This window comes from Streptomyces sp. SAS_270, assembly GCF_052543295.1.
The window spans coordinates 17,163-37,581 of record NZ_JBMNDS010000022.1 but is presented as its reverse complement, the minus strand read 5'-3'; the positions used below and the strand labels follow the sequence as shown (position 1 = coordinate 37,581).

Below are 20,419 nucleotides of genomic sequence, written 5' to 3'. Positions count from 1 at the left end.
TCGGTCGGTCAGCGCAGGCTGGTGATGCCGTCGAGGACGACGGCGATGCCGGTGAGGAACTGTTCGCGGTCATCGTGCTCGCGCATCTGGACGGCGATGGCGTGCATGAACGGATAGTCGTCGGGGTCGAGTTCCTGCCATGCCGTCGACGCTGCGTCGAGGAACTCTTCGCGGTCCGCGTCGGGCGTGACGCCTGAGGTGTCGCCGTCGATCCGGGCGTTTTGGCTGACGGCGCCAAGGATGTAGTGCACGAGCGTCGAGGCCGCGTCGAACCAGACACCCTGCGGTACGCCCAGGGCGCCCACCTGCCGGCCGACCCTCTCGTAGATCCCCACCGTCACCGCCCCCATCGGGTTTCGGATGATCTGGAGGGTCAGCCGTGTCGCGAGCCACTGGTGGTCCGCGATCGCGTCGAAGAGCGCCAGTGCGACGACGCGGATCTCTTCCGCGGGCGTGGCCGAAGCCTGGGCGGGCGCGGCCGCCAGTGCCGCGGTGATGACGGTTTCCGTCGCCGTATCCAGCAGCTCGTCCCGGGTGCCCACGTGGTAGTAGATCGCCCCGGCCCCGGTCGCCAGGCGCTCGGTCAGCGCCCGGACGGTCAGCGCACCCTCGCCGCCCGCGTCCAGCAGCTCGACGGCGGTATCGATGATGTGGTCCCGGGAGAGCACCTGGTTGCGCCGCTGTGCCCGGCGCGCTCGTGTTGCCATGCCTCGATCGTGCCACACTTGGAACGTTAAACCAATTTGGAGCACTGAACCAAATGCGGCCGTCAGAACCACCCCGACCCGCCCGCCCCTTCCAACTGCTTTGCCGAGGGCTGATGTTCAGCACCTCACGGGCGGACTGCCGAAGATCATCAACGGCATCCAGGATGCGTGCCGGAGCCGGACCTGAGATCACTCAACGCAAGGAAGGGGCTACGGTGTGGCGCTGCGGGGCTCTGCCCGTGAAAAGGGGCTGAGGAGTGAAGTCGGCCGTGCTTTCATGGGCGTCATGGTGCCTGCTGAACGCTTGCTTGCCTTCGCGGCTATGTCGTTTCTGCTGATAGTGATCCCCGGGCCCAGCGTGCTCTTCGTGATCGGGCGGGCGTTGGCGCAGGGGCGGCGTGCCGCCCTGACGACGGTCGTGGGGAACGCGTTGGGCGCCTATGTACTCATCGTGGCCGTGGCTCTCGGAATCGGAACGATCGTGGAGCGCTCCGCTCTCGTCTTCACGGTGCTGAAACTGACCGGTGCTGCCTATCTGGTGTATCTGGGTGTCAAGGCGTGGCGGCAACGCGGCTCGCTACAGGCCGCGTTCACCGGTGACAAAGCCCCACGGGGCGGCCTGCGGACGTTGTGGGAGGGGTTCGCCGTGGGCGTGGCCAACCCCAAGACCATGGTGTTCTTCGCCGCCGTACTGCCGCAGTTCGTCGACCGCGGCCAGGGACACGTCATGGTTCAGATGCTGCTGCTCGGGCTGGTCTTCAACATCATCGCAGTGGCCTCCGACAGTCTGTGGGGACTGATCGCGGCAACCGGACGGGACTGGTTTGCCCGCTCACCTCAGCGGCTCTCCCTGGTCGGAGGAGTCGGCGGGCTCACGATGATCGGCCTCGGCGTCACCGTTGCCGCGACGGGAAGCAAGGACTGACCCGGCATCCGCACCCTCCGCCGGGTGCGCACCACTCACCGTGAGCGCGTCCAAGAGCTCTGACAACGGCTGGCCGCCGCACACGGCAGGATCCTGCGCCTGCAAAGGGTGATCCAGTCCTATCGCCCGACGTCATGACAGCACTCGCTGGGCTGCAGAGCTTACGATCCAGTGCGCAATCCCAGAACACTGTGCTCCACCGCACCCGAGGGAAGATCACTCTTTCCCGAAGCCCGAGCAGTCAAGTCCACGAGACCGGCCCGGAGGTCGGCGGCGGGCTCACCAAGGACGATCGCGCTGATGATCAGCTCCAGCATCAGACAGTCGTACTCGTCCCCCACGCGCCGAAAGCGCTCGCGATCAGCCTCCACAACAGCAGAGGCGATCCTCCTTCCACCACCGGTCATTGGGGCAAAGGACGCCTCATAGACGCCGTGACCGGTCCAACTCCGGTGCATGAAAAGGACATCGCTTTCAACGAAGATGTTCCACTTCTCATCCATGTCCCGGGTTCGATATCCGCGCCGGATCCGGTCCCAGTCCTCGTCGGTCCAGACTCGATCCGGCAACAGAGGCAGCGGCCGGGGCGTGTTGATCGGATGGAGGCGCCGGAACGACTCTCGGGTGAGCGGGGCGTCGGCAGTCATGACGTGATCCTATGGAAGCACCAATCCAACAGGACAGCGGCTCACCTCCAAGAGCAGGCACCCGCGGCAGAGGATGAACCCAGCCGCCTTCCCGACGCGTCCGCAGCGTGGTGAACAGCGACGTTGCGAGACGCCTTCGCCGTTACCCCAGATAACCGGATCGACTCAGACGGGCGGGGAGCCCCGAAGGTTCCGGACAGGGACCCAAGCAGGGCCGCCCTGAAGGGCCGCGCTGACGAACTGAAGTCATCCGGTCGCGCCGGTCGGTCGGTTCTGGCGCCGCAGTGCGCTGCGCTTCCCCACGTACATCCGCTGGTCAGCGGATTTCAGCACCTCTTCGGCGGTCATCCCGCAGTGTGCCCAGCCGATGCCGAAACTGGCGCCCACGCGCACCGTCCTCCCCTCGACACGGATCGGCGCAATGATGGCGTTGCGCAGCCGGGCCGCAAGGTCCTGGGCGTCCGCGGGGCCGAGCCCGTCGGCGAGGACCACGAACTCGTCGCTGCCGAGCCGGGCGACCGTGTCACCGTCGCGGACCTGCCTGCTCAGCCGCCTGGCGACCTCGATCAGCACCTCGTCGCCCGCGTTGTGCCCGAACCGGTCGTTGATCGACTTGAAGCCGTCGAGGTCGCAGAAGAGGACCGCGAGACCTCTGGCGCCATTGTCCGCGCCGGGTTCGTCGCTCGCGGGCGCGACCACGTGCACGTGGTGGTCGAAGGTGGGTGCGGCGTAGCCGGCTGGTGGGGGCGGGGCGGCGCCTTCGGATCCGGGCCTGCCGACCTGTGGCCGTGGGCAGAGGCGGGAGCTGAGCCGGGAGCGCAGCTCGGCCGAGTTCGGCAGGCCGGTCAGGGAGTCGTGCGAGGCGCGGTGGGCGAGCTGCAGCTCGCGGCGCTTGCGCTCCTCGATGTCCTCGACGTGGGTGAGCAGGAAGCGGGGCCCGTCGGCGGCGTCGGCGACGACGGAGTTGCGCAGCGACACCCACACATAGGTGCCGTCGCGGCGGCCGAGGCGCAGTTCGGCGCGGCCGCCCTCGGCGGAGGTCCGCAGCAGGGTGCCTGTGTCGTCAGGGTGGACGAGGTCGGAGAAGGAGTAGCGGCGCATCGCGGAGGCGGGGCGGCCCAGCAGCCGGCACAGGGCGTCGTTGGTGCGCAGGATCCGGCCGTGCTGGTCGCCGCCCATCTCGGCGATGGCCATGCCGGAGGGGGCGTACTCGAAGGCCTGGCGGAAGGACTCCTCGCTGGCACGCAGGGCCTGCTGCTCGCGCTCCAGACGGACGAGGGCGCGCTGCATGTTGGCTCGCAGGCGCGCGTTGCTGATCGCGATGGCGGCCTGGAAGGCGTACATCTGCAGGGCCTTGCGACCCCAGGCACCGGGCCTGAGTCCGTTGCGCGGCCGGTCGACGGAGATGACCCCGATCAGCTCGCCGCCGGAGGCGCCGGTCGCGTACATCGGCGCGAAGAGCCGGTCGGAGGGGTGCCACTCGTCCTCGAGGCGGGGCGCGGGGCCGTCGGCGTGCCACTGCGGTACGTCGTCCTCGTCGAGGACCCAGCCCTCGGTGTGCGGGATGAACCGCAGGTCGCCCCAGGCCTCGCCCATGCTCAGCCGGCGGTCCCAGGAGGCGCGCGAGCCGACGCGGCCGGTGATGAGGGCCTCGGCGGCGGAGTTACCGGCGAGGGCGGCGACGACGAGGTCGCCGTCGGGGCGTACGAGGTTGACACACGCCAGCTCGTAGCCGAGGCCGTTGACCACTCCGTCGGCGACGGTCTGCAGTGTGTCGGCCAGGCCTCGGGTGGTGTTCATGTTCGTCATGACCTGCTGCAGTTGGTCCAAGGCGGTCAGGTCGACGTGGGGCTCCGGTGTCACCACCACGGTGGTCGGGCGCGGTGCGGTCTTCGGTGCGTCGGCGCCTTCCTGCTGCACGGGGGCCGCCGCCAGGGGAGCACCGAGCACCTGCTCCTGCGACTCCGGTGGTTGCTCCGGCTCCTCGTGCGTCTCATGCCCCGACAAAACGCTGCGCAGGACGCGTCCGGCCTCTGACACGCCCATCTCGTGCGCGTGCCGCAGCCACCGTACGGCCTCATCGAGATCGCCGTTGTCGTCCTGCAGGTGGTGCATGCCCTGTGCGTAGGCGGCGTGGCCGATCTCGGCCCGGTCCGACGCCAGGCGCAGCTCTGCCCGCTCCTGGTCGGTCGCCCCACGAAGACGGGCCATCACCGCGTCGAATCCGGCGTCGAGCTCGGTTTCGGTCGTCTCGAAGGAGGCGCTGCGATCGTCATTTGTCACGGGCGTGCCTCCCTCGGCCGAGCGGCAGTTGATAGGACTCCAGTTTCGGGGAGGCCCGCAGTTTGGTGAGAGCCACCCCGAGCGTCTTCTTCACGGTATTGGGACTGATGCCCATGAGCCGGGCCGTCTCATTCATGGTCAGCCGTGCCACGTGATGGAAGTGAAGCGCCTGGCGCTGGCGCTCGGTCAGGTCCGCCAGAGCTCGCTTCAAGTCCACGGACCGGCTGGTGCTGTCGTCGACCAGGATGCCGCACTGCGGTGCGACGCCGTGGGCGAGCGCCTCGAGGTCCTCGCTCGCGGCCGCGGCCTCCCGCGTTCTGCCGCGTTTGCGCCAGTGGTCCACGATGCGGCAGTGGGCGATCGGGAACAGGACCATCGCCAGGTCGTCGTACGTCGCGACATGTTCCTCGAACTTCGAGAAGAAGGTCGCCCAGGTGTCCTGGCACACGTCCTCCGCGTCCTGCTTGCGGGCCGCGCCGAGCTGCGAGACGACGAATCGCCAGATGCGCCACTTGTAGGCGTCGTAGCAGTCCCGCATGGCCAGTTCGGCAGGGCTGCGGTCCTCCGTGTCGCCGTCGCGGACGTGCTCGGTCACCTGTCGAGGTCACCACTTGCCGCATGGTCCGGCGGCCGCAACGCCTCCTCTTCGACAGGACTGCTGCCCACCTCCAGTGACCACTGGGCGCCGGCGCAACTGTGTCGGATGCGCGCCGTGCGTCCGGTGGCGGTGACCGCTTCGGCCACGGCGGTGATCGCCTGTCGCTGTTCCCGCGCGAGCCTCACCCGGCCGCCGACGCGGATCGCCAGCGCGCCCAGGGCCAGCACGCCGGCGAGTACCGACGCGATCTCCTGAGGACCTACCGAATCGAGCACGTTGCGCCTCGCTTTCATCTCCCGACAGCATCGACGCATACATCGCTCGCCATCGGTGAAACGGGTACCTCCCCTCGGAAAATTTCTGAAATGTCGCTCAGCATTCGTTCCGTCCGCGCGCGTGAGGGCCTGTCACGACTGTGATATCGAAATCCCATTCGGTCAAGCGGCATATTTTCGAACAGTAAATGCCCCTCGGAGCCCGCAGGGTGCCGGACGTGGTGGACGACCAGCTGATCAGCCGACCACCGGTAGTTCGTCAATTCCGGCGGTGGCGTGGGTTGACGGCAGGTCGGGTTGGTCGCAGGAAGTGAACTGCCTTATTGGGGGCTTGAGATGAACGCCCACAGTGGCTGCCTCTTCCTGTTTGCCGGCGGGCCCGCCGACGCCTGAGGCGGAGCGGGGCAGGCTGTCTCGACTGCCGTGTGGGACGAGGGCAGTCGGGACGGCCACGCCCCAGAGGGTCTGGAGAAAGGGGCTTCCGCTGATGAGGGCTCTGGTCCTATCGTCTGGGCTCGTGATCAATAATGGTGTTCCAGTGCCCCCGACGGTCTACCCGCTCGCCAAGGGGCGTGTGTGGGCCATGCTGGCCGGCTCTGTGGTCTTCGTCGCGGTGGGCATTGCCTTCCTGGTCGCTCACAGCACCGTGAAGATGACTGTGGCGGGGGCGCTGGCCGTGCCCTTCTTCGGGCTCTGCTCGGTGATCATCATCCAGCGCCTGCTCCGCGACCGGCCGGAGCTGGTGCTGGACGACGGGGGAGTGGACCACGTGAGGCTGGGCCGGTTCGGCTGGGACGAGATAGCCGCCGTACGGATACGTGAGCAGCGGGTGCGTAACACCTCGCAGAGGTTCATTGAGCTGGTGCTGCACAACCCGGACGCCTATCTGGCGCGAGCGCCCAAGCTCGTCCGCAGCACCGCGTCCATGAACGCGCGACTCGGCTTGGGTCCGGCCAACATGGCCACGAACACCTTGCCGGTGTCGCCTGAGGCGGTCCTGGACGCGATGCGGCGCCACTGCCCCGGACTCGCAGTACAGCACTGAGCGCGCACCTTGGCCGACCGGCTCTACTGCGAGGAAGGGTCATGCCCGAGTACGCGCCAGCGGTGTCGGTCTGTCGGTCAGAACGGATCGAGGCCGCCCGGCTCGGTGTCGTCGATGTCCGGGAGGTCGGTGTGCGAGATGTCGGGTGCGGGCCAAGGGCCGTGCGGATCCGACAGGGTGAAGCCACCAGACCCGACTCGCCACTCCTCACTACTTGGAGGAGGAACCTCGTCCCACGTCTGTAATGGCGCCAGTTGGCCCCATATGGAGGTGAAAATCGGTTCGTCGGCTTGCGGTTCTGTGAAGTCGGCCGTTGGCCCCCGCGGGGTGAAAATCGGCCCGTTGGTCTCGGGGCGGCGTGGTCGTGGGGCGCCCGGCGACCTCGGCTCGGAAGAGCCCGGATGACGCGGTGGCTCCGCAGATGCCGGCGTCGCGGCGTCAGGAGGAACAGGCTCTGACGCCATCCGCCGGTGGGACGACGGCCCGCGGGGCCGCCGGAAGCGGGGCTGCGAATCAGGTCCTTCCGAGGATTCCGGCCCCATCACGGACGGGCGGTCGGGCATGGGTGCCGGTATGTCGACGGCTGGGGCGGGTACCGGGTCCGCCGGGTGGGATGGTCCGGCCGCGCTCGCGTAGTGGCGCAGCGAGCGGGTCAGCCCCTGCAGGCGGTCCACGTTGAGGTTGTGCAGGGCTTCGCCGATGAGGCGGGTTACGTCGTCGGTGAGTGCCACGAAGGTGGGATGCAGGACGTACTTGCCCAGCTTGACCGCGGCCTCCAGCCTCTGGTTGCCGCGGGCCAGGTCGGTGACCAGAGTGGCGGACCAGCCCTCGGGGGAGGTGTGCGGGAGCATCAGCCTCCCGAGGACGTCGAAGGCGTCGGCCGCTCCCGCTTCCCCGGGATGGGGTACGGCGTCCTGGCCAGGCACGCTCGCCGCGCCGAGGTCGCGCTCCGACCAGCTGCGTGCCCGTATGTGCACGGCGAGAGCGAGGGCGGTGTGGACGAATCCCTCCTGCGCTGCGATCCCGACCGGCGGATGGTCGGGCAGGTCGGGCCCCAGCATCGCCTGTGTCTGCCCCGCCAGCATGCCCAGCGCCCACGCCCGCCGAGCCGCATCCGCAGGCTCCCGTCGCAGCTCCCGGGCCGCATCACGAGCGGCGCTCAGCACCCCACACGCCAGTCGATCAAGCTCCTCGGGTGACGTGGTGGACCACTGACGCGGCTCCGGAAGGTCCTCGGCGTCCATGCTGCTCCCCTCCCCGGCCGGCCCGACAGCACGAACAGGAAAGGCCGGAAAGCCCAGGATGCCCCGCCTATTGCCTTTGTTCCAGACCCGAACACGGCAACACTTGGACCACCGAAAACAGAACTGTCCGTGGTTCCAGCACCTGCCAATAGCCCCACCAGGAATGCCGGATCGGTGCCCCAGCACTCATTCCGGGTCACAGCCATGGGCGGGGTGGAGAGCTGAGCACGCCTGGAGGCGCACGGGGATCAGCAGGCGCCACGGGAACTGATGGCGAGGCGAATCAAAGGAAAAGCAGGTGCCGAGTCATGGGCCGTGCGGGCAGCATGCCCGCATGTCCACCGAAGTCAGCGGGATGATCGAGTGTCGACCAGGTGCCCGCCTCTGGGGCCCCGACGACGAGGACTCCGTGTGGCATGCCGCCATCGACCTCTTCCTGCTCAACAACGGCAACGCCTACGTTGCCCTCGCCTGCCTCTTCGGTATCCGGAACTACTTCGGCTTCCACCCTCTGGCCGAAGGCCGCGGTTTTCCTGGCGACGTATCCGAGGGCCTGCGGATCGAATACGCCGCGTACGGCGGCCCTCCTGACGTCCACGGCACAACATGGATCACCTGGGCCGAACTCGTCGCAGCCGACTGGCAGGAAATAGATGGTTCCGGCACGCGAAGCCCAGAATCAGTCGCCGGAGACAAAACCGCCTGGGGACCCGTATGGAGCGTTATGCGGACACTCGGTGAACTCCACGGAGCGGACCATGTGCGACTTGTTGCCTGGTTCCACTGACGTCGACTGCGCGCCGAAGCGCCGCTTGCACGGTGGGACGCGACCTTGATTGAACGCGACGTCATGCTCAACGAACTTGCCCAGGGGCTCCGCCCGATGTCACAAGGCATCGCATGGTTCGACGCACTCAGCCCGGAGGAGCAGTCCGAGACGCTCCTGTTCCTGCGCCACCACTGTGTACAGGCACGCGCTGTGACCGAGGACGGATCGGAGAGCATCCTCCGTGCCGGGCTGCGCCCGACGCACACGCCCGCGGTGCTGATCACACGCGGCCGGATCGACCGTCAACTGGGGAAGATCGCCTCTCTCACTCCCCGCGACGAACGCCGAAAAGCGTTCCGACTGTTGGTCGCGGTACTCGCGATCGCCGACGGACGACGTCGCGAGCGCTTCTGCTCCGACGGGTGCGGTCACTGGTGGCACAGGCTGTCCGCCGTTGAGTGATCCTTCTTGTCGGCATCTGTGCACCGATGCCGATGGCGTCCAGGGCAGATTCGGGAAGTACGGCGACATCCGCGCCTGATATAGGAGCTGAGCGCATCCCGGGGGCGGTGGAAGTGCGGCTGACCGGTGGGTTCATCGTCCCTGGCGTGGCACTTGGCGTGTTATGCAGCGAATGGGTACGGCATTGCGGGTGGCGTGGCGGCACAGTGGGGCGGCCGCGCTGGCGGTGCGGCGGGGGTGGGCGGGTCCGGGCCGTGCAACCCGAGCTCGTCGGCGAGTCCTTCCAGGTCGCCTGGATCGGGCTCGTCCAGCTGTATCCAGCAGAATTCCCGTTCTCCCAAACGCTTCAGACTCTCCAGAACCGCAGCGCAGCCACCGTCGGCCTGTCCGCAGTCCACCTGCTCCCGCACACCCAGCGGCTCACGGTAGATGACACTCCTCATGCTTCACGGCTGCGCCGCCGCGCCGATTGCATGCCTTGCACCAACGGACGACCGGCCAGTGGCACACCGTCCCCACGAGATGGTCACGCTCCCTCCACGGCTTGGGTCTCTGCGTCGCTCGGTGCGGGCTACCCGGCAGGAAAGAGAGCCCGTCTTCAAACTTCAAAAGGAGTTGTCGTGGTCTTCGTCGCCATTCTGCTGCCCCCGGGACTGATGTGCGTGATGCTGTCACTGGGACGCTACGAGGAGTGGCTGCTCAAGCAGCCTGCGCAACCTGCGCGTCACGCCCACCGAGGGCGCCATCTCTCCCTCGTTCCGCGCACCGGAGCCCATGCGGAGCAGAACGGCAGCGAGTCCAGGCAGCGAATCACCGACGCGGCATGACTGCGGGCACGGTCGAAGTGGCCGGCTTGCGGCCTGTCGAAACAGCGTGTGGTCCCAACTCGGTCGCGATTGTTGAGAATCGTGACGGTGTGGCCGGGTGGTGCGTCAGGTGACGCTGGGCAGGGGTGGGGTCCAGCGGTGGGCGCGGGGCGCTGTGCCGGTGACGCCGTAGTCCTTTTTCAGCTGTTCGGGGATGGCGTAGTGCATGACGCGTCCGCGGGTGAGCGAGGACAGTTCGAGGATGGTGGTGAGGTGGCCGAGCCGGTCCAGTGCCCAGGCGCCGAGAGGTGAGCGGTCCTCGATGCTTTCCAGGACGCCCAGCAGGTGGGGAACGGCCTTGACGACGGTGTCCCAGGGGGTGCGCGGGACTTGGAGCCAGTCGGCGCAGGTGTCGCCGATCAGGTGGCGGATCAGCGCGGAGACGATCGGGTCGAAGAAGGTGCCGGGGACGACTTCCTCGTACAGGTCGATCAGCTGCCGGGTGAGGTGCGCGCCTTCCTCGGACGGTGCCATGTGGCGGATCATGTACAGGTCGAGGAATTGACGGGCTTCCTCCAGCGTCTTGGGGACGGTGTCCTGGTCGACGCCGAGCATCGCTCCGACGACTCGCCAGGCGTAGAAGTACGCATCGGCGCCCTCGGGGGACATGTGGATGCCCAGGCGGTGCAGAGAGTCCAGTACGAGCAGGGAGAAGAACATCTGCCCGCCGATCATGTCCTCCTGACAGATCGGCACGCCCAGTGTTTCGCTCTCCCAGCGGTTCTCCCGCTTGAGGTGGTGGCGGATGGAGGCGTGCAGGAGGCGGACCTTCTGGGCGGCGGGGATGAAGCGGCTGCCGGCCTCGAACGCGTCGGGCTGCATGAGGTAGACGGTGAATTGCCCGGTCTCCGCCATCCGCTTGGAGGGGTACTTCAGACCGTGGGTGGCCGACAGCAGCCGGGCAACGTGCGGGACGACGTAGCAGGCGGGCATGGAGGCGAACGACAGCGCGGTGGAGATGTGCACGTTGTTGTCGATGAAGAACAGACGGGCCTTCTCCATCTCGGCCCAGTCCACCCAGTCCGGCGGTGCGCTCGTCACTTGGAGGTACTCCCGGGCCACATCGGGCAGCCCGTCGGGCAGGGGAGCACCTGCGGTGGACACGTACCGCATAAGGGTGTTGAACTTGCCGACCTCTCCGCGTTCGAACAGGGTGGCGACGGTGGCGTCGGCGAGTTCGTCACCGGCTTGGCGCAGGGCGTCCAACGACGCCTCGGTGTAAGTCATCACGGAACTCCTTGACCTTACGCAGCAACCCCCTGGGGAGCTTGCTGTCGCAGGATGGGGTGATGCGGTTGGGGCTGTGCGGTGGTGCGGCTGGGCGAGGGCGTCAGTGGTGGCGGATCGCTGCTGACTGGGCCAGCGTGGTCAGAGCCGCGGTGGCATGCGCGGGGACGGCCAGACCGTGCAGGCACTGTGTGGCCTCGTCGACCCGCGTAGTGATCATTGCTTCGATACGCTCCGGCGCATTCAGCCGCCGCATCAGCGCGCGCACGGCTTCCAGGCCGTTGCCGTCGAGGCGTCGCCCCAGCAGGGTGCGCAGCTGCTCACGATCCTTGTCGTCGGCGAGGCGCCATGTCTCCGCCAGCAGGGCAGTGGGCCGGTGGCCACGCAGATCGTCGAGGTTGGCTTTGCCGGTGTGTTCCGGGTCCCCGAACAGGCCCAGCAGGTCGTCCCTGAGCTGAAAGGCTTCGCCCAGCGGCAGCCCGTACGCGGAATACCCCTCGCGCAGCCGCCCGCCGGCGCCGGCCAACGCACCGCCGATCAACAGAGGCTGCTCGACGGTGTATTTGGCGGTCTTGTACCGGATCACCTTCAGTGACGCGGAGGTGTCCGGGGCGGCTCCGGTGTGCAGGATTTCCAGACACTCCCCGGCGATCAGCTCGCGGGCCAGCGCCGCCCACAGCGGGCGGGCCCGGCCGAGATAGGCGGCGGGCAGGCCACTGGTGGTGAACAGCTGACCGGCCAGCGACATCAACAGATCGCCCACCAGCATCGCCAGCGACCGGGCCGCGTTCGCCGCCCGCGGGCGGTGCCGCAGCGCACCGCGCAGGGCCACATGCGCCGTGGGGCGGCCGTGGCGCAGCGCACTGTCGTCGATGAGGTCGTCATGCACGATCGCGGCGGCGTGGACCAGTTCCATGGACGCCGCCGCCCGCACCAGCGCGTCACTGTCCGGCTGCCCGGCCGCACGCCAGCCCCAGTAACAGAAGGCCGCCCGCAGCCGTTTGCCGCCGGCGACCGCGTGCTCCACCTGCCGGGCAACAGGAACGAGCGCTGGATCGATATCCGCGAACTGGTCGGCCTCCGCGGCGACGAAGGAGCACAGCACCTCATCGACCCGGGCCTTGAACGGAGCCGCCTTCCAGTGTTCAGACACCGTCGCCGGCCTGCCGGGCCAGCGCGTGCCGGGCAAGCACCTCCAGATGGGCCGGTGATGCGGCCGCGTACCGGTCGAGAGCCAGGCGCCCGCGCGCGATCAGGTCCCGTTCGGCCTGCTCCGCCAGCTCTGCCGTGTCCGAGCGACGCAGGAACCCGCGCACCGTGCCAAGCGCCGAACCGAGCGTGCTCACCGCTAGATCGGCCACGCCCGCCACCAGCAGCACCGCTTGCTGTTCCAGGCTTCCAGGGCGTTCCGCTTCCCGTGCCATGCCTACCCCCACCTACAGAAGAACCTCAGGCACCGGTCCCGCGCCATGCCACTCAGCGTCGCGTCACGTCAGGCGCAGAGGAGGGAAGAACTCACCAACGAGTGATCACACCGTATGGATGTGCGGTCCCTGTACCTCTGTCTGCCGCTCTTGGCCAAAACTCAGGTACTTCGGTGAGGTCTTCGATCGACCGTTCCCCGGACCCGCAAAGCCCGCGCATCAGCCTGTGGACAAGGACAATCAGTTCCCCGGAGCGGAGAGCATGCCCGATCATGCAGCATGCGCTCGGATGCCTGGCACCTCACCGAAGACATCGACGACTTTCTCGGGCGGGCCGGAGACTTCCTGCGCTCACGCCCCGCCCTGCACAACACGCCGCTCACAGTGATCGAGAAGTGGCAGACCCGCCCGGGCGCGTTCACCCCCGGAACCGTCCTCTTCGGGCGGCTGGAGTCGGAGGGCGAGATTCAGGCGATCTTCTACCGCCCGCCGACCCGCCGCCTGACCCTCACTTCGCTCTCCCCTGAGCGGGCCGATGCCCTGGCCGCCAAATTGTCCTGCACCGGCCATACCTTCGCCGGCGTCACCGCGGACCACGACACCGCCACCGCATTCGCCGAAGCCTGGCAGAGGCATACCGGTGCGACGTCGACGCTTCGCGTCCGGATGAGCCTGTACCGCCTTGGCATGCTCATCCCGCCGGAGCCGTATCCGGAGGGCCGCGGCAGGGTCGTAGGCGAGCAGGACCACGAGCACCTCATGCGCTGGTGCCGTGAACTCGCCGCCGACCTCCGGGAGACCGTCACCGTCGACGCCGCCTCCTGGGAACGCACCCGCTTCGCCGAGAAGACCTACACCTTCTGGGAGACCTCAGAGGGCACCCCCGTCTCCATGGCCGGCGTGAACCCGATGGTCGCAGGCATGGTCCGGGTGGACCCCGTCTACACCCCGGCCCACCTCCGCGGCCGCGGCTACGCAGCCGCCGTAACCGCCGAGGTGAGCAGGGCCGCGCTCACCGCGGGTGCCAGGGAGGTCGTGCTGTTCACGGACGCGGGCAACAACACCAGCAATACCCTCTACCAGCGCCTCGGGTACCGCCGGGTCACCGACTGGGCTTCGTACGACTTCGCGTATGGCGCACCGGAAGCCAGTTGAATCAATAACCTCGCCTATTGCATTGGCCGGCTCAGTGGCGTAGGTGGGTCAGAAGCGTGTCGCCCGAGGGATAGAGGTGTTCCGCGGGAAGCAGTTGCTCGGCGGCTTCCAAAGCCCCGTCTCTTACGTGGGCATGGATCGCATGCGCGATTGCGGTGACGTCGTTGATCGAGACGATCCACTTCTCTGCGTAGCGCTCGGAGGCCTCGCCCGTGAGGCCGAGTTGTAGTGAGCGGTGAGGCAGCGGCTGTAGGTGCAGATCGCGTTCGGGATCCCACTGCACTCGTGCCGGGGCTCGCTTCAGCCGGCGCTTCCATGTGGCGCGGTTGGGATGCAACCCGTGTTCGTAGTGGGCCAGGCAGGCGTTCGACAGAGCCCACTCGAAGCCCTCGCGGGTGATTTCGATTGCGAGGACGGTCTCCTGACTTTCCTTGCTTGCCCATCCGCAGCGGTACATCATCCAGAGGAACGACGGTTTGATCCACGTCATTCGGTCCCTCTTCCAGGCGGCCGGAAAGCGACCGTCCTGCGCGGCGGGCAGGCCGATTTCCGGTGCGTATGCCTGATAGACGGTCACTGTGGCGGCCGTGTAGAGGGCGCGGATCTGATGCTTGGGTTCTGGCACGGTGACCAGGGTCGACGTTTGATGAGGGCTGCGCCATCGAATTACCAGGCCGGATGAGGCTGACTGGGCGCTGGATGGAGTAGGGCTCCGGCTTCGGGTTCAGGGCGTCCGGGACTGGCGCCGGTGGGGGGTGGGTGGCCCGGGGGGCACTGGCCTGGCTGGGGGGCCTCTGCGGACCTGGGGGTGCTGCCCGGTGCCTGGGTGCCGACGGCGGGTGGCATCTCCTGGGACCAGACGACGGTGACGTCGGCGGTCCTGATGTCTGTGGCCCTGCCGGATGGAGGTAAACAGGTCGGTCCCGGCTGGGGCTTGGCAATCGGCGAAGTCGAAGTCGGTGGTGACGGTGTGGCGTGCGGGGCCGGCCTGGTCGGCGCTGTCGGTGGACTACCAGCGAATCCGGAGGGCTGCTTCTGCATCCAGGGATGAAACAACTAGATGGAACGACGTCTCAGCCGAGGACGCTCAATACATCCGCTACGGACACTGTTGAAGAGTTCGCGGGCGGGCTGACTTTGACGGGCTTTCCGATTTCGCTGAACTGCGCCGAAACGGCCTGGCCGCCGTCGACAACGTACTCGGCGCGACGCAGTTCGGGTTCGCCTTCCATCAGCACGTACACCCGCACTGTGACGGGACCGGTGACGCGGGTCAGGACACGCAGTTGCTCATCGGTTCCCTCTTCTGCCGGCCCGGAGGTGACATCTCCGCTGGCGTATCCGGCGTTGGCCAGAAGTTCACCAGCCTGGCAGGCCGGGGCAATCCCCTCCGCAAAGATGTTGTTGTTGGGCAGGTCGGTGACCATGTAGCTTCCGCGCAGCAGCTTCGTGGCAGCAAATTCCGTGTCGTCGCTCTGTGAAGCAGCCGGGTCGGCGGGAGTGGCGGACCCACCGCTCAGCCCGCTGACAGCTTCGTCCAAGGCAGCGTCGTCCCAGCGAGTCCAGACACGCTTCCCGCGCAGGACACTCTCTGCTTTGCCCATCAGGCCGGTGCAGTCGCCCTGCCCGTTCAGCCGTGCGTCGAATCGGATCCTGGTCCCCTCAGGGGTGCGGAGTTCGCCGGCCATCCGGAAAGTCCCCGACGCATGCAGGGGTTGTAAGGCTTCCCGCATCGCCTTCGCATCGCCGTCCGCTGCCCCGCCCCGGGCACAGGACAACAGCATCGTCAGCGCCAGAGCCGTTGCCGTGCTGACCAAGAAACCCCGTGTCCGACTCACGCCCATAGCAGCCCCCGTCGATCAGTCGAGAGCAATACTCGCCCACGTCTGGGGCATTGCACGAGCAGATCGACGCGATCCAGACATACGCCGAGCCGTGACGACCTGCGCGGGACCTCGCCAGACAACGGGCCAACCCGATCCTCCAGGCCTGCGCGGCGACTTGGCTCTCGGTGACGCCAGGAGTCGGCAGGAGGTCAGCACGCCAGGCTGACCTGATGGCCGGTCACCCGCCCTCGGAGACTTGATCGACCGCTTCGAGCAGCACGTTCCACCAGCTCCGGTCGGCCACTCGGCCACTCGGCGGCGCTCGTGGCTGTGGCCTCTGACCGTCTTGCGGGCGTGTTCCGTCGTGTGAGCGCGAGGAGGGGAGAACGATCGGCTGAGGGGCAAGACGCTCGGATCCACGGCTGGTGCGCCGGTGCTGGAGCTGTCGGATGTCGAGTTGGTGCGCGCCTGTTCGTCCAGGGCCTTTGGCGGCTGGGTCCACTCCAGCTCAGGTGACTCCGGTGGGCCCCTGGACGTGGCGCACACGGAGGCGTTTGAGACCCAGGGTGCCGACGCAACCAGAACGCTCAGCCCTCCCTTGGAGGAACCGAGGGGACTCTCCGAGCGCCTGGCCGCTGCCTCTTTCGACGAGGTCTGCACGGACGGGACCGCAGCTCCTGCTTGCCGCTTCCGCCGTATGGTAACGGCTGTTACCATACGAGTATGGCGAAGACACAGCTGGGCGCGCGCGTGGATGAGGACGTGGCGGAACTCGCGAGGAAACGCGCCGCCGACCTGGGGCTGAGCATCGGCGACTACCTCGCCAGGCTGGTGCAGGACGACACCAGCGGCCTGCGCGCCCGTGCGGTGGACGCGGCTGCCCGCTTCCTGGCCGAACACCAGAGCGTCTTCGACGAGGCCGAACAAGCCCAGCAGACGCCCGGGGGAGCGTGCGCGGCCTGATGGACCTGCACATCGACGTTCCCTGGATCCTGCAGGTCGCCGAGGCGGCCGGAGCTGACGATCCGGCCCCTGACGACTACGGCGTTCCCGTCTCGGCGGTCGCCCGCCACAGGGCCGAGCTGTTCGAGCAGCCCGTCTACGACGGCCTCTACGCCAAAGCCGCCGCTCTGGTGCACACCCTGGGCCGGTGCCGCTGGCTGGAGCGTTCCAACATGGCCGTCGCCGCCGCGTCCGGCGTCATGTACTTGGAAGCCGCCGGGATTCCCGTCAAGCCCGCCCGCGAGGATGCCGTCGCTCTCAAGGACCTGCTCCTCGACCCCGCCTGCACCGCCGGGAAGATCGCCGCCTTGCTGCGGACCTGGCCCGCCGCCAGTTGACACGCGCGGGCCCGCCACCGCCTCCCGGGCGCCGGGCGCAGTACGGGCTCACCGCGCCTTCATCGCCAGTCGTTCTTCCCTCCGCCCCGCTGAGGAGTACCGCGCCCCCACTGACGCGGAATGGGAGGATTTCCTGGGCCACTTCGAACGCTGGCGGCTCACGCTCGGCACGTGTTCGCTCGGCTCTACGGCACCGCCTGCGTTCTCGAGTACGTCTGCTTATCCGGACTTCCCGGCACGCCCCGTGAGGCCGCGATTTCCAACTTCCGCACTATGGGTAGTGGTTGCACGGTCACGGGTCGAGGGCTCGCTCTCCGTGATATGCGTCCTGGCGGGGATCTCGATCGGGGCAGTTGGCTTGACCACGACAATCTGCAACTTGCGCCCCGATACGCTGTCGGTTCGGTTTAGGGGGCCTGGGGGGGCAGCGGTGATAGGTGGCTATGACGCCGTCCGTGAGTTGGCGGTGCCGTCGCGTCTGGGGGCAGTGGCCGATCTGGCGCCGGTGCGGCATTGCGAGCGGTCGGCGTGGCTGGTGCTGGGCGAGGACGGAACGATCAGCCGGTGGGACGTAGCAACTGGTGATCACGAGGCTGTCGGGACCACGACCGTTTCGGCAGAACCCGACCACGAACCATGGAACGATCGCCGGCTTCGCAGGCGCCTGCATGCCTCCTACGACGGCATGTTCGCCGCTGTGGTCAACGATTACGGTCGGTTTGGTGAGGTGATCTATCTGCGGACCGGCGAGGTTACGCTGGCGTTGGACAACCAGGGCTACAACGCGGACACCGTCCCGTTCTCGCTGGCGTTCGGGCAGAGCCGCGGGGTTTGCGTCGTGATCCACCGCACGGACTGGCACCGGCTGGACGTGTCCGACGCGCAAACGGGGTTGCTGCTGACTGACCGGTCGCTACCTGTGGCTGCAGCCGGAGAGGCCTTGCCGGAGCATTTCCTCGATTACTTCCACGGCGCACTGTATGTGAGCCCTGATGGCAAACGGATCCTGGACGACGGCTGGAAATGGCATCCATTCGGCATCCCCTCAGTGTGGGATCTTGATCCATGGATCGAGGGCAACGTGTGGGAGTCCGAGGACGGTCCGAGCCGGGTGGAAGTGTGCGACCGGACGTACTACTGGAATTACGCCGTGACCTGGATCGACTCTGTCCGGGTCGCCGTAGAGGGACTCGGCGACGACGGTAACGCCATGCGGCCCGGGGCACGGATCTTCGACACGAGTCGAACCGGGCAGGACGGAATGGCTGTTGAACTCCTCGCGTTCGAGGGCCCGGCCGGGCCCTTCTTCAGCGATGGCACCCGCCTCTTCAGTAGCGGCGACGCCGGTCTGTCGATATGGGATCCGGTCGAGGGGAAGCTACTGGGCATCGTTCCCGGAATATCCCCCACACATCACCACCCAGGCGCCCGGCAGTTCTTGCAACTCGCTGACGGCATGGTCCGTCTATGGACTGCATGACCGGTTGCGCGCTCCGCTCGACCGGATGCCGCTCTGATCGCTGCGTTTGCCCTGCACGCATGGCCGGCTGGAGACCTCGCCCGTTACTGGGAATTGGGGGCGCGATCGGCAGGCCGAACGAGATGATGCGACTCGGGAGTTCGACGACCTCGAGCCGTTCTGGGGCGCCGTAGGGCTCTCGGGTGGAGTACGCGGTTAACGGCAGGGAAAGTCGCGGCGTACGCCGGCACAACCAACCGCCTCTCTGGTGAGTCGTACTGGGCGGCGTGAGGACGCGTACGCCGGTGCCGTATGGGTGTTGCGCTCCGGGTCCGCCGGTGCCACGGTCCAAGGGCTCCTTCTCCTTCGGCGCCGGCACTCTCGGCACGGTCGGGAGTGGCGCCTGGCTCGGCGACGCGTTCCCGCGCTGACCCCCGCCCCCCACGCGCCTTCTTCTCCGCCTACGTCAGGACAATCATGGCTTCCCGTTCCCTCCCCCGGCGCCGCAGACGGCTCGTCCTCGCCACCGGTATCGCCCTGGTCAGCGGTGCCGTGCTGGTTCCCGTCGTCGACGCCGCCACCCCGGCCGCTACGACCACCGCCACGCCCAGCACCAAGCGCCTGCACGACGACTTCAACGGCGACGGCTATCGCGACCTGGCGATCGGCGCGCCCGGCACCACATTGAACGGGCAGGCGAAGGCGGGGGCGGTCAGCGTGCTGTACGGCTCGTCCAGCGGGCTGTCGACCTCGCGCAAGCAAGTGCTGACGTGGTCGAGCCGGTCGACGGCGCAGCCACAGACGCGCTACGGCAGCGACCTGCAAAGCGGCGACCTTGACCGGGACGGCTACGCCGATCTGCTGTCGCTCGTGGACATGTCGCCGATCAGCGGCTACGCCGGACGCTTCCTGGCCGTCAACTGGGGCGGCCCCAAGGGTCTCTCCGCCACGCCGACTCTGCTGAGGAACGTTCCGGCGAACTCCCGCGGCGCCTACGTGGTCGCTGACGTCGACGGGGACAAGTACCCGGATGTGGTGGCGTCGGGCGACGACTACGGCGACGAGAACACGCCCGGCGAGGGCTCGGTGCTGCACGGCCCGTTCCGGCGGAACGGCGCCGACGCGAGGACGACCCGGTTCACCCTCGTCGCCTCCGGCGAGGAGTGGTATGCCCTCGCGATGGCCGCCGGTGACGTGAACGGCGACGGCATCGCCGATCTGGCCGTCAGTGCCAGACAGCTGGACGGTGAGGTCGGTACCGGTGGGGTCGCCCTCATGGTGGGCGGTCCTTCCGGGTTCACGTACAAGGGCCTCCTCAAGGATGCGCAGGGCCGGCTCATCCGCGGCGACGACGTCGAGATCGGCGACCTCGACAAGGACAAGCACGCCGAGATCGTCGTCGGCCACTCCGTCGACGGCACCGACTACGACGTCGGCCTCCCGATCAAGGGCGGTGCGGTCGCCGTCGTCCACGGCGGTCCGAACGGCGTGTCCACCACCCGTAAGCCGGTGTGGATCAACCAGGACACCGCGGGTGTCCCGGGCGTGGGGGAGTGGCATGACGGCATGGGGTCGGGCCTGTCGATCGGCGACACCAACGGCGACGGTTATCCCGACGTGGCAACCGGACTGCCTGGTGAGGACTTCGACGGCATCACCGACGCGGGCAGCGTGCTCGTGCTGCGCGGCACCGCGAACGGCCTGACCGGCACCGGTGCCAAGGTGTTCAGCCAGAACACGAGCGGCGTGCCCGGCACCGCCGAGAAGCTGGACCGCTTCGGCAGCGAGACCGCCCTCGTCGACGCAGACGGCGACAAGAAGGACGGCCTGGTCGTCGGCGACTCGGCGGAGAACGCGAACAACGGCGCCGCGTGGGTCTTCCCGGCCACCTCCAGTGGCATCACCGCGAGCGGTTCCTTCTCGTTCGGCCCGCCCACCATGGGCCTGCCTGCGAGCGGGGCCATGTTCGGAGCCTCGGTGGGCGACTGACCGCGAGGTCGCGGCGTGCACGGTGCAGCAGGCGTGCACGCTGTCGGCGTGCGGGGTGGTGCCACCGGTTGGCGGCGTCACGGGCGCTTTCGACGCCGACTTCGACCACCAGCCTCGGTGGCACCAGGGTGACGTCCAGAGTCTCCCGGCTGTCCGGCCCGGCGGAGAACGACCAGCC

At 67.9% G+C, this 20,419-nt stretch carries 21 protein-coding genes; 10 read left to right on the top strand and 11 right to left on the bottom strand.

All coding sequences use genetic code 11. The features are described 5' to 3' along the window. Positions 1-8: 8 nt before the first annotated feature. Positions 9-707, bottom strand: a complete 699-nt coding sequence (locus ACN6LB_RS17280; RefSeq protein WP_445026682.1) for a TetR/AcrR family transcriptional regulator — start codon at positions 705-707, stop codon at positions 9-11. Positions 708-993: 286 nt separating this feature from the next. Here ACN6LB_RS17280 and ACN6LB_RS17275 point away from each other — a divergent pair, with 286 nt between their 5' ends. Beyond that, positions 994-1,632, top strand: coding sequence for a LysE family translocator (locus ACN6LB_RS17275; RefSeq protein WP_445026746.1), 639 nt, complete (start codon positions 994-996; stop codon positions 1,630-1,632). 161 nt (positions 1,633-1,793) lie between these two features. Here ACN6LB_RS17275 and ACN6LB_RS17270 read toward each other — a convergent pair whose 3' ends face one another. The 4 genes from ACN6LB_RS17270 to ACN6LB_RS17255 all read right to left on the bottom strand — a co-directional run bounded on the left by ACN6LB_RS17270 (position 1,794) and on the right by ACN6LB_RS17255 (position 5,435). Then, positions 1,794-2,279, bottom strand: a complete 486-nt coding sequence (locus ACN6LB_RS17270; RefSeq protein ID WP_445026681.1) for a hypothetical protein — start codon at positions 2,277-2,279, stop codon at positions 1,794-1,796. Between the two features lie 246 nt (positions 2,280-2,525). Then, positions 2,526-4,088, bottom strand: a complete 1,563-nt coding sequence (gene cdgB, locus ACN6LB_RS17265; RefSeq protein ID WP_445026745.1) for a diguanylate cyclase CdgB — start codon at positions 4,086-4,088, stop codon at positions 2,526-2,528. Between the two features lie 463 nt (positions 4,089-4,551). Next, a complete protein-coding gene (locus tag ACN6LB_RS17260; RefSeq protein ID WP_445026680.1) occupies positions 4,552-5,157 on the bottom strand; it encodes an RNA polymerase sigma factor in 606 nt (201 codons plus the stop codon). Continuing rightward, positions 5,154-5,435 carry a hypothetical protein gene (locus ACN6LB_RS17255; protein WP_445026679.1) on the bottom strand — a complete coding sequence of 94 codons (282 nt, stop codon included), beginning with the start codon at positions 5,433-5,435 and terminating at the stop codon, positions 5,154-5,156. Before ACN6LB_RS17255 ends, ACN6LB_RS17260 begins: the two co-directional genes overlap by 4 nt. Before the next feature lie 538 nt (positions 5,436-5,973). Between ACN6LB_RS17255 and ACN6LB_RS17250 the strand changes: the two genes are divergently transcribed. Continuing rightward, positions 5,974-6,480, top strand: coding sequence for an STM3941 family protein (locus tag ACN6LB_RS17250; RefSeq protein WP_445026678.1), 507 nt, complete (start codon positions 5,974-5,976; stop codon positions 6,478-6,480). Positions 6,481-6,557: 77 nt separating this feature from the next. Here the strand turns inward: ACN6LB_RS17250 and ACN6LB_RS17245 are convergent, their stop codons facing one another. Further along, positions 6,558-7,724 (bottom strand): hypothetical protein, encoded by a 1,167-nt coding sequence (locus tag ACN6LB_RS17245; RefSeq protein ID WP_445026677.1) that lies wholly within the window; start codon positions 7,722-7,724, stop codon positions 6,558-6,560. Between the two features lie 334 nt (positions 7,725-8,058). Between ACN6LB_RS17245 and ACN6LB_RS17240 the strand changes: the two genes are divergently transcribed. The 3 genes from ACN6LB_RS17240 (at position 8,059) to ACN6LB_RS17230 (ending at position 9,782) form a co-directional block, all read left to right on the top strand. Further along, a complete protein-coding gene (locus ACN6LB_RS17240; protein WP_445026676.1) occupies positions 8,059-8,511 on the top strand; it encodes a hypothetical protein in 453 nt (150 codons plus the stop codon). Positions 8,512-8,574: 63 nt separating this feature from the next. After that, entirely contained in the window at positions 8,575-8,955 is a 381-nt protein-coding gene (locus tag ACN6LB_RS17235; protein WP_445026744.1) for a DUF5958 family protein, read from the top strand. Between the two features lie 620 nt (positions 8,956-9,575). After that, the gene (locus tag ACN6LB_RS17230; RefSeq protein WP_445026675.1) at positions 9,576-9,782 is read left to right on the top strand and encodes a hypothetical protein; all 207 of its coding nucleotides are present in this window, start codon (positions 9,576-9,578) and stop codon (positions 9,780-9,782) included. A 105-nt stretch (positions 9,783-9,887) separates the two neighbouring features. On the opposite strand, the gene ACN6LB_RS17225 is transcribed toward ACN6LB_RS17230, so the two are convergent. The 3 genes from ACN6LB_RS17225 to ACN6LB_RS17215 form a co-directional block, all read right to left on the bottom strand. Next, positions 9,888-11,048 (bottom strand): oxygenase MpaB family protein, encoded by a 1,161-nt coding sequence (locus ACN6LB_RS17225; protein ID WP_445026674.1) that lies wholly within the window; start codon positions 11,046-11,048, stop codon positions 9,888-9,890. 103 nt (positions 11,049-11,151) lie between these two features. Further along, complete coding sequence (locus ACN6LB_RS17220; protein WP_445026743.1) at positions 11,152-12,201, bottom strand: polyprenyl synthetase family protein; 1,050 nt, start codon at positions 12,199-12,201, stop codon at positions 11,152-11,154. Beyond that, complete coding sequence (locus ACN6LB_RS17215; RefSeq protein WP_445026673.1) at positions 12,194-12,472, bottom strand: polyprenyl synthetase; 279 nt, start codon at positions 12,470-12,472, stop codon at positions 12,194-12,196. The genes ACN6LB_RS17220 and ACN6LB_RS17215 overlap by 8 nt, the downstream gene beginning before the upstream one ends. Before the next feature lie 279 nt (positions 12,473-12,751). On the opposite strand from ACN6LB_RS17215, the gene ACN6LB_RS17210 reads away from it, so the two are divergent. Next, the gene (locus tag ACN6LB_RS17210) at positions 12,752-13,627 is read left to right on the top strand and encodes a GNAT family N-acetyltransferase (RefSeq protein WP_445026672.1); all 876 of its coding nucleotides are present in this window, start codon (positions 12,752-12,754) and stop codon (positions 13,625-13,627) included. A 31-nt stretch (positions 13,628-13,658) separates the two neighbouring features. Here the strand turns inward: ACN6LB_RS17210 and ACN6LB_RS17205 are convergent, their stop codons facing one another. Next, positions 13,659-14,252, bottom strand: a complete 594-nt coding sequence (locus ACN6LB_RS17205) for a DUF4291 domain-containing protein (protein WP_445026671.1) — start codon at positions 14,250-14,252, stop codon at positions 13,659-13,661. 448 nt (positions 14,253-14,700) lie between these two features. After that, on the bottom strand, positions 14,701-15,444 hold the full coding sequence (locus ACN6LB_RS17200; RefSeq protein ID WP_445026670.1) for a hypothetical protein: 744 nt from the start codon (positions 15,442-15,444) through the stop codon (positions 14,701-14,703). 732 nt (positions 15,445-16,176) lie between these two features. On the opposite strand from ACN6LB_RS17200, the gene ACN6LB_RS17195 reads away from it, so the two are divergent. The 4 genes from ACN6LB_RS17195 (at position 16,177) to ACN6LB_RS17180 (ending at position 20,241) form a co-directional block, all read left to right on the top strand. Then, a complete protein-coding gene (locus ACN6LB_RS17195; protein WP_445026669.1) occupies positions 16,177-16,416 on the top strand; it encodes a hypothetical protein in 240 nt (79 codons plus the stop codon). Continuing rightward, complete coding sequence (locus ACN6LB_RS17190) at positions 16,416-16,793, top strand: fic family toxin-antitoxin system, toxin component (protein WP_445026668.1); 378 nt, start codon at positions 16,416-16,418, stop codon at positions 16,791-16,793. Before ACN6LB_RS17195 ends, ACN6LB_RS17190 begins: the two co-directional genes overlap by 1 nt. Before the next feature lie 430 nt (positions 16,794-17,223). Further along, positions 17,224-18,273: a hypothetical protein gene (locus tag ACN6LB_RS17185; protein ID WP_445026667.1), complete on the top strand. Its 1,050-nt coding sequence runs from the start codon at positions 17,224-17,226 to the stop codon at positions 18,271-18,273. A gap of 456 nt (positions 18,274-18,729) precedes the next feature. After that, positions 18,730-20,241, top strand: a complete 1,512-nt coding sequence (locus ACN6LB_RS17180; protein ID WP_445026666.1) for an FG-GAP-like repeat-containing protein — start codon at positions 18,730-18,732, stop codon at positions 20,239-20,241. Positions 20,242-20,419 lie beyond the last annotated feature (178 nt).

Coding starts and splice junctions, on each gene's coding strand:
- ACN6LB_RS17280 (WP_445026682.1), bottom strand. CDS start 707: ATGGCAACACGAGCGCGCCGGGCACAGCGGCGCAACCAGGTGCTCTCC.
- ACN6LB_RS17275 (WP_445026746.1), top strand. CDS start 994: ATGGTGCCTGCTGAACGCTTGCTTGCCTTCGCGGCTATGTCGTTTCTG.
- ACN6LB_RS17270 (WP_445026681.1), bottom strand. CDS start 2,279: ATGACTGCCGACGCCCCGCTCACCCGAGAGTCGTTCCGGCGCCTCCAT.
- cdgB (WP_445026745.1), bottom strand. CDS start 4,088: ATGACGAACATGAACACCACCCGAGGCCTGGCCGACACACTGCAGACC.
- ACN6LB_RS17245 (WP_445026677.1), bottom strand. CDS start 7,724: ATGGACGCCGAGGACCTTCCGGAGCCGCGTCAGTGGTCCACCACGTCA.
- ACN6LB_RS17240 (WP_445026676.1), top strand. CDS start 8,059: ATGTCCACCGAAGTCAGCGGGATGATCGAGTGTCGACCAGGTGCCCGC.
- ACN6LB_RS17235 (WP_445026744.1), top strand. CDS start 8,575: ATGCTCAACGAACTTGCCCAGGGGCTCCGCCCGATGTCACAAGGCATC.
- ACN6LB_RS17225 (WP_445026674.1), bottom strand. CDS start 11,048: ATGACTTACACCGAGGCGTCGTTGGACGCCCTGCGCCAAGCCGGTGAC.
- ACN6LB_RS17215 (WP_445026673.1), bottom strand. CDS start 12,472: ATGGCACGGGAAGCGGAACGCCCTGGAAGCCTGGAACAGCAAGCGGTG.
- ACN6LB_RS17210 (WP_445026672.1), top strand. CDS start 12,752: ATGCGCTCGGATGCCTGGCACCTCACCGAAGACATCGACGACTTTCTC.
- ACN6LB_RS17195 (WP_445026669.1), top strand. CDS start 16,177: ATGGCGAAGACACAGCTGGGCGCGCGCGTGGATGAGGACGTGGCGGAA.
- ACN6LB_RS17190 (WP_445026668.1), top strand. CDS start 16,416: ATGGACCTGCACATCGACGTTCCCTGGATCCTGCAGGTCGCCGAGGCG.
- ACN6LB_RS17180 (WP_445026666.1), top strand. CDS start 18,730: ATGGCTTCCCGTTCCCTCCCCCGGCGCCGCAGACGGCTCGTCCTCGCC.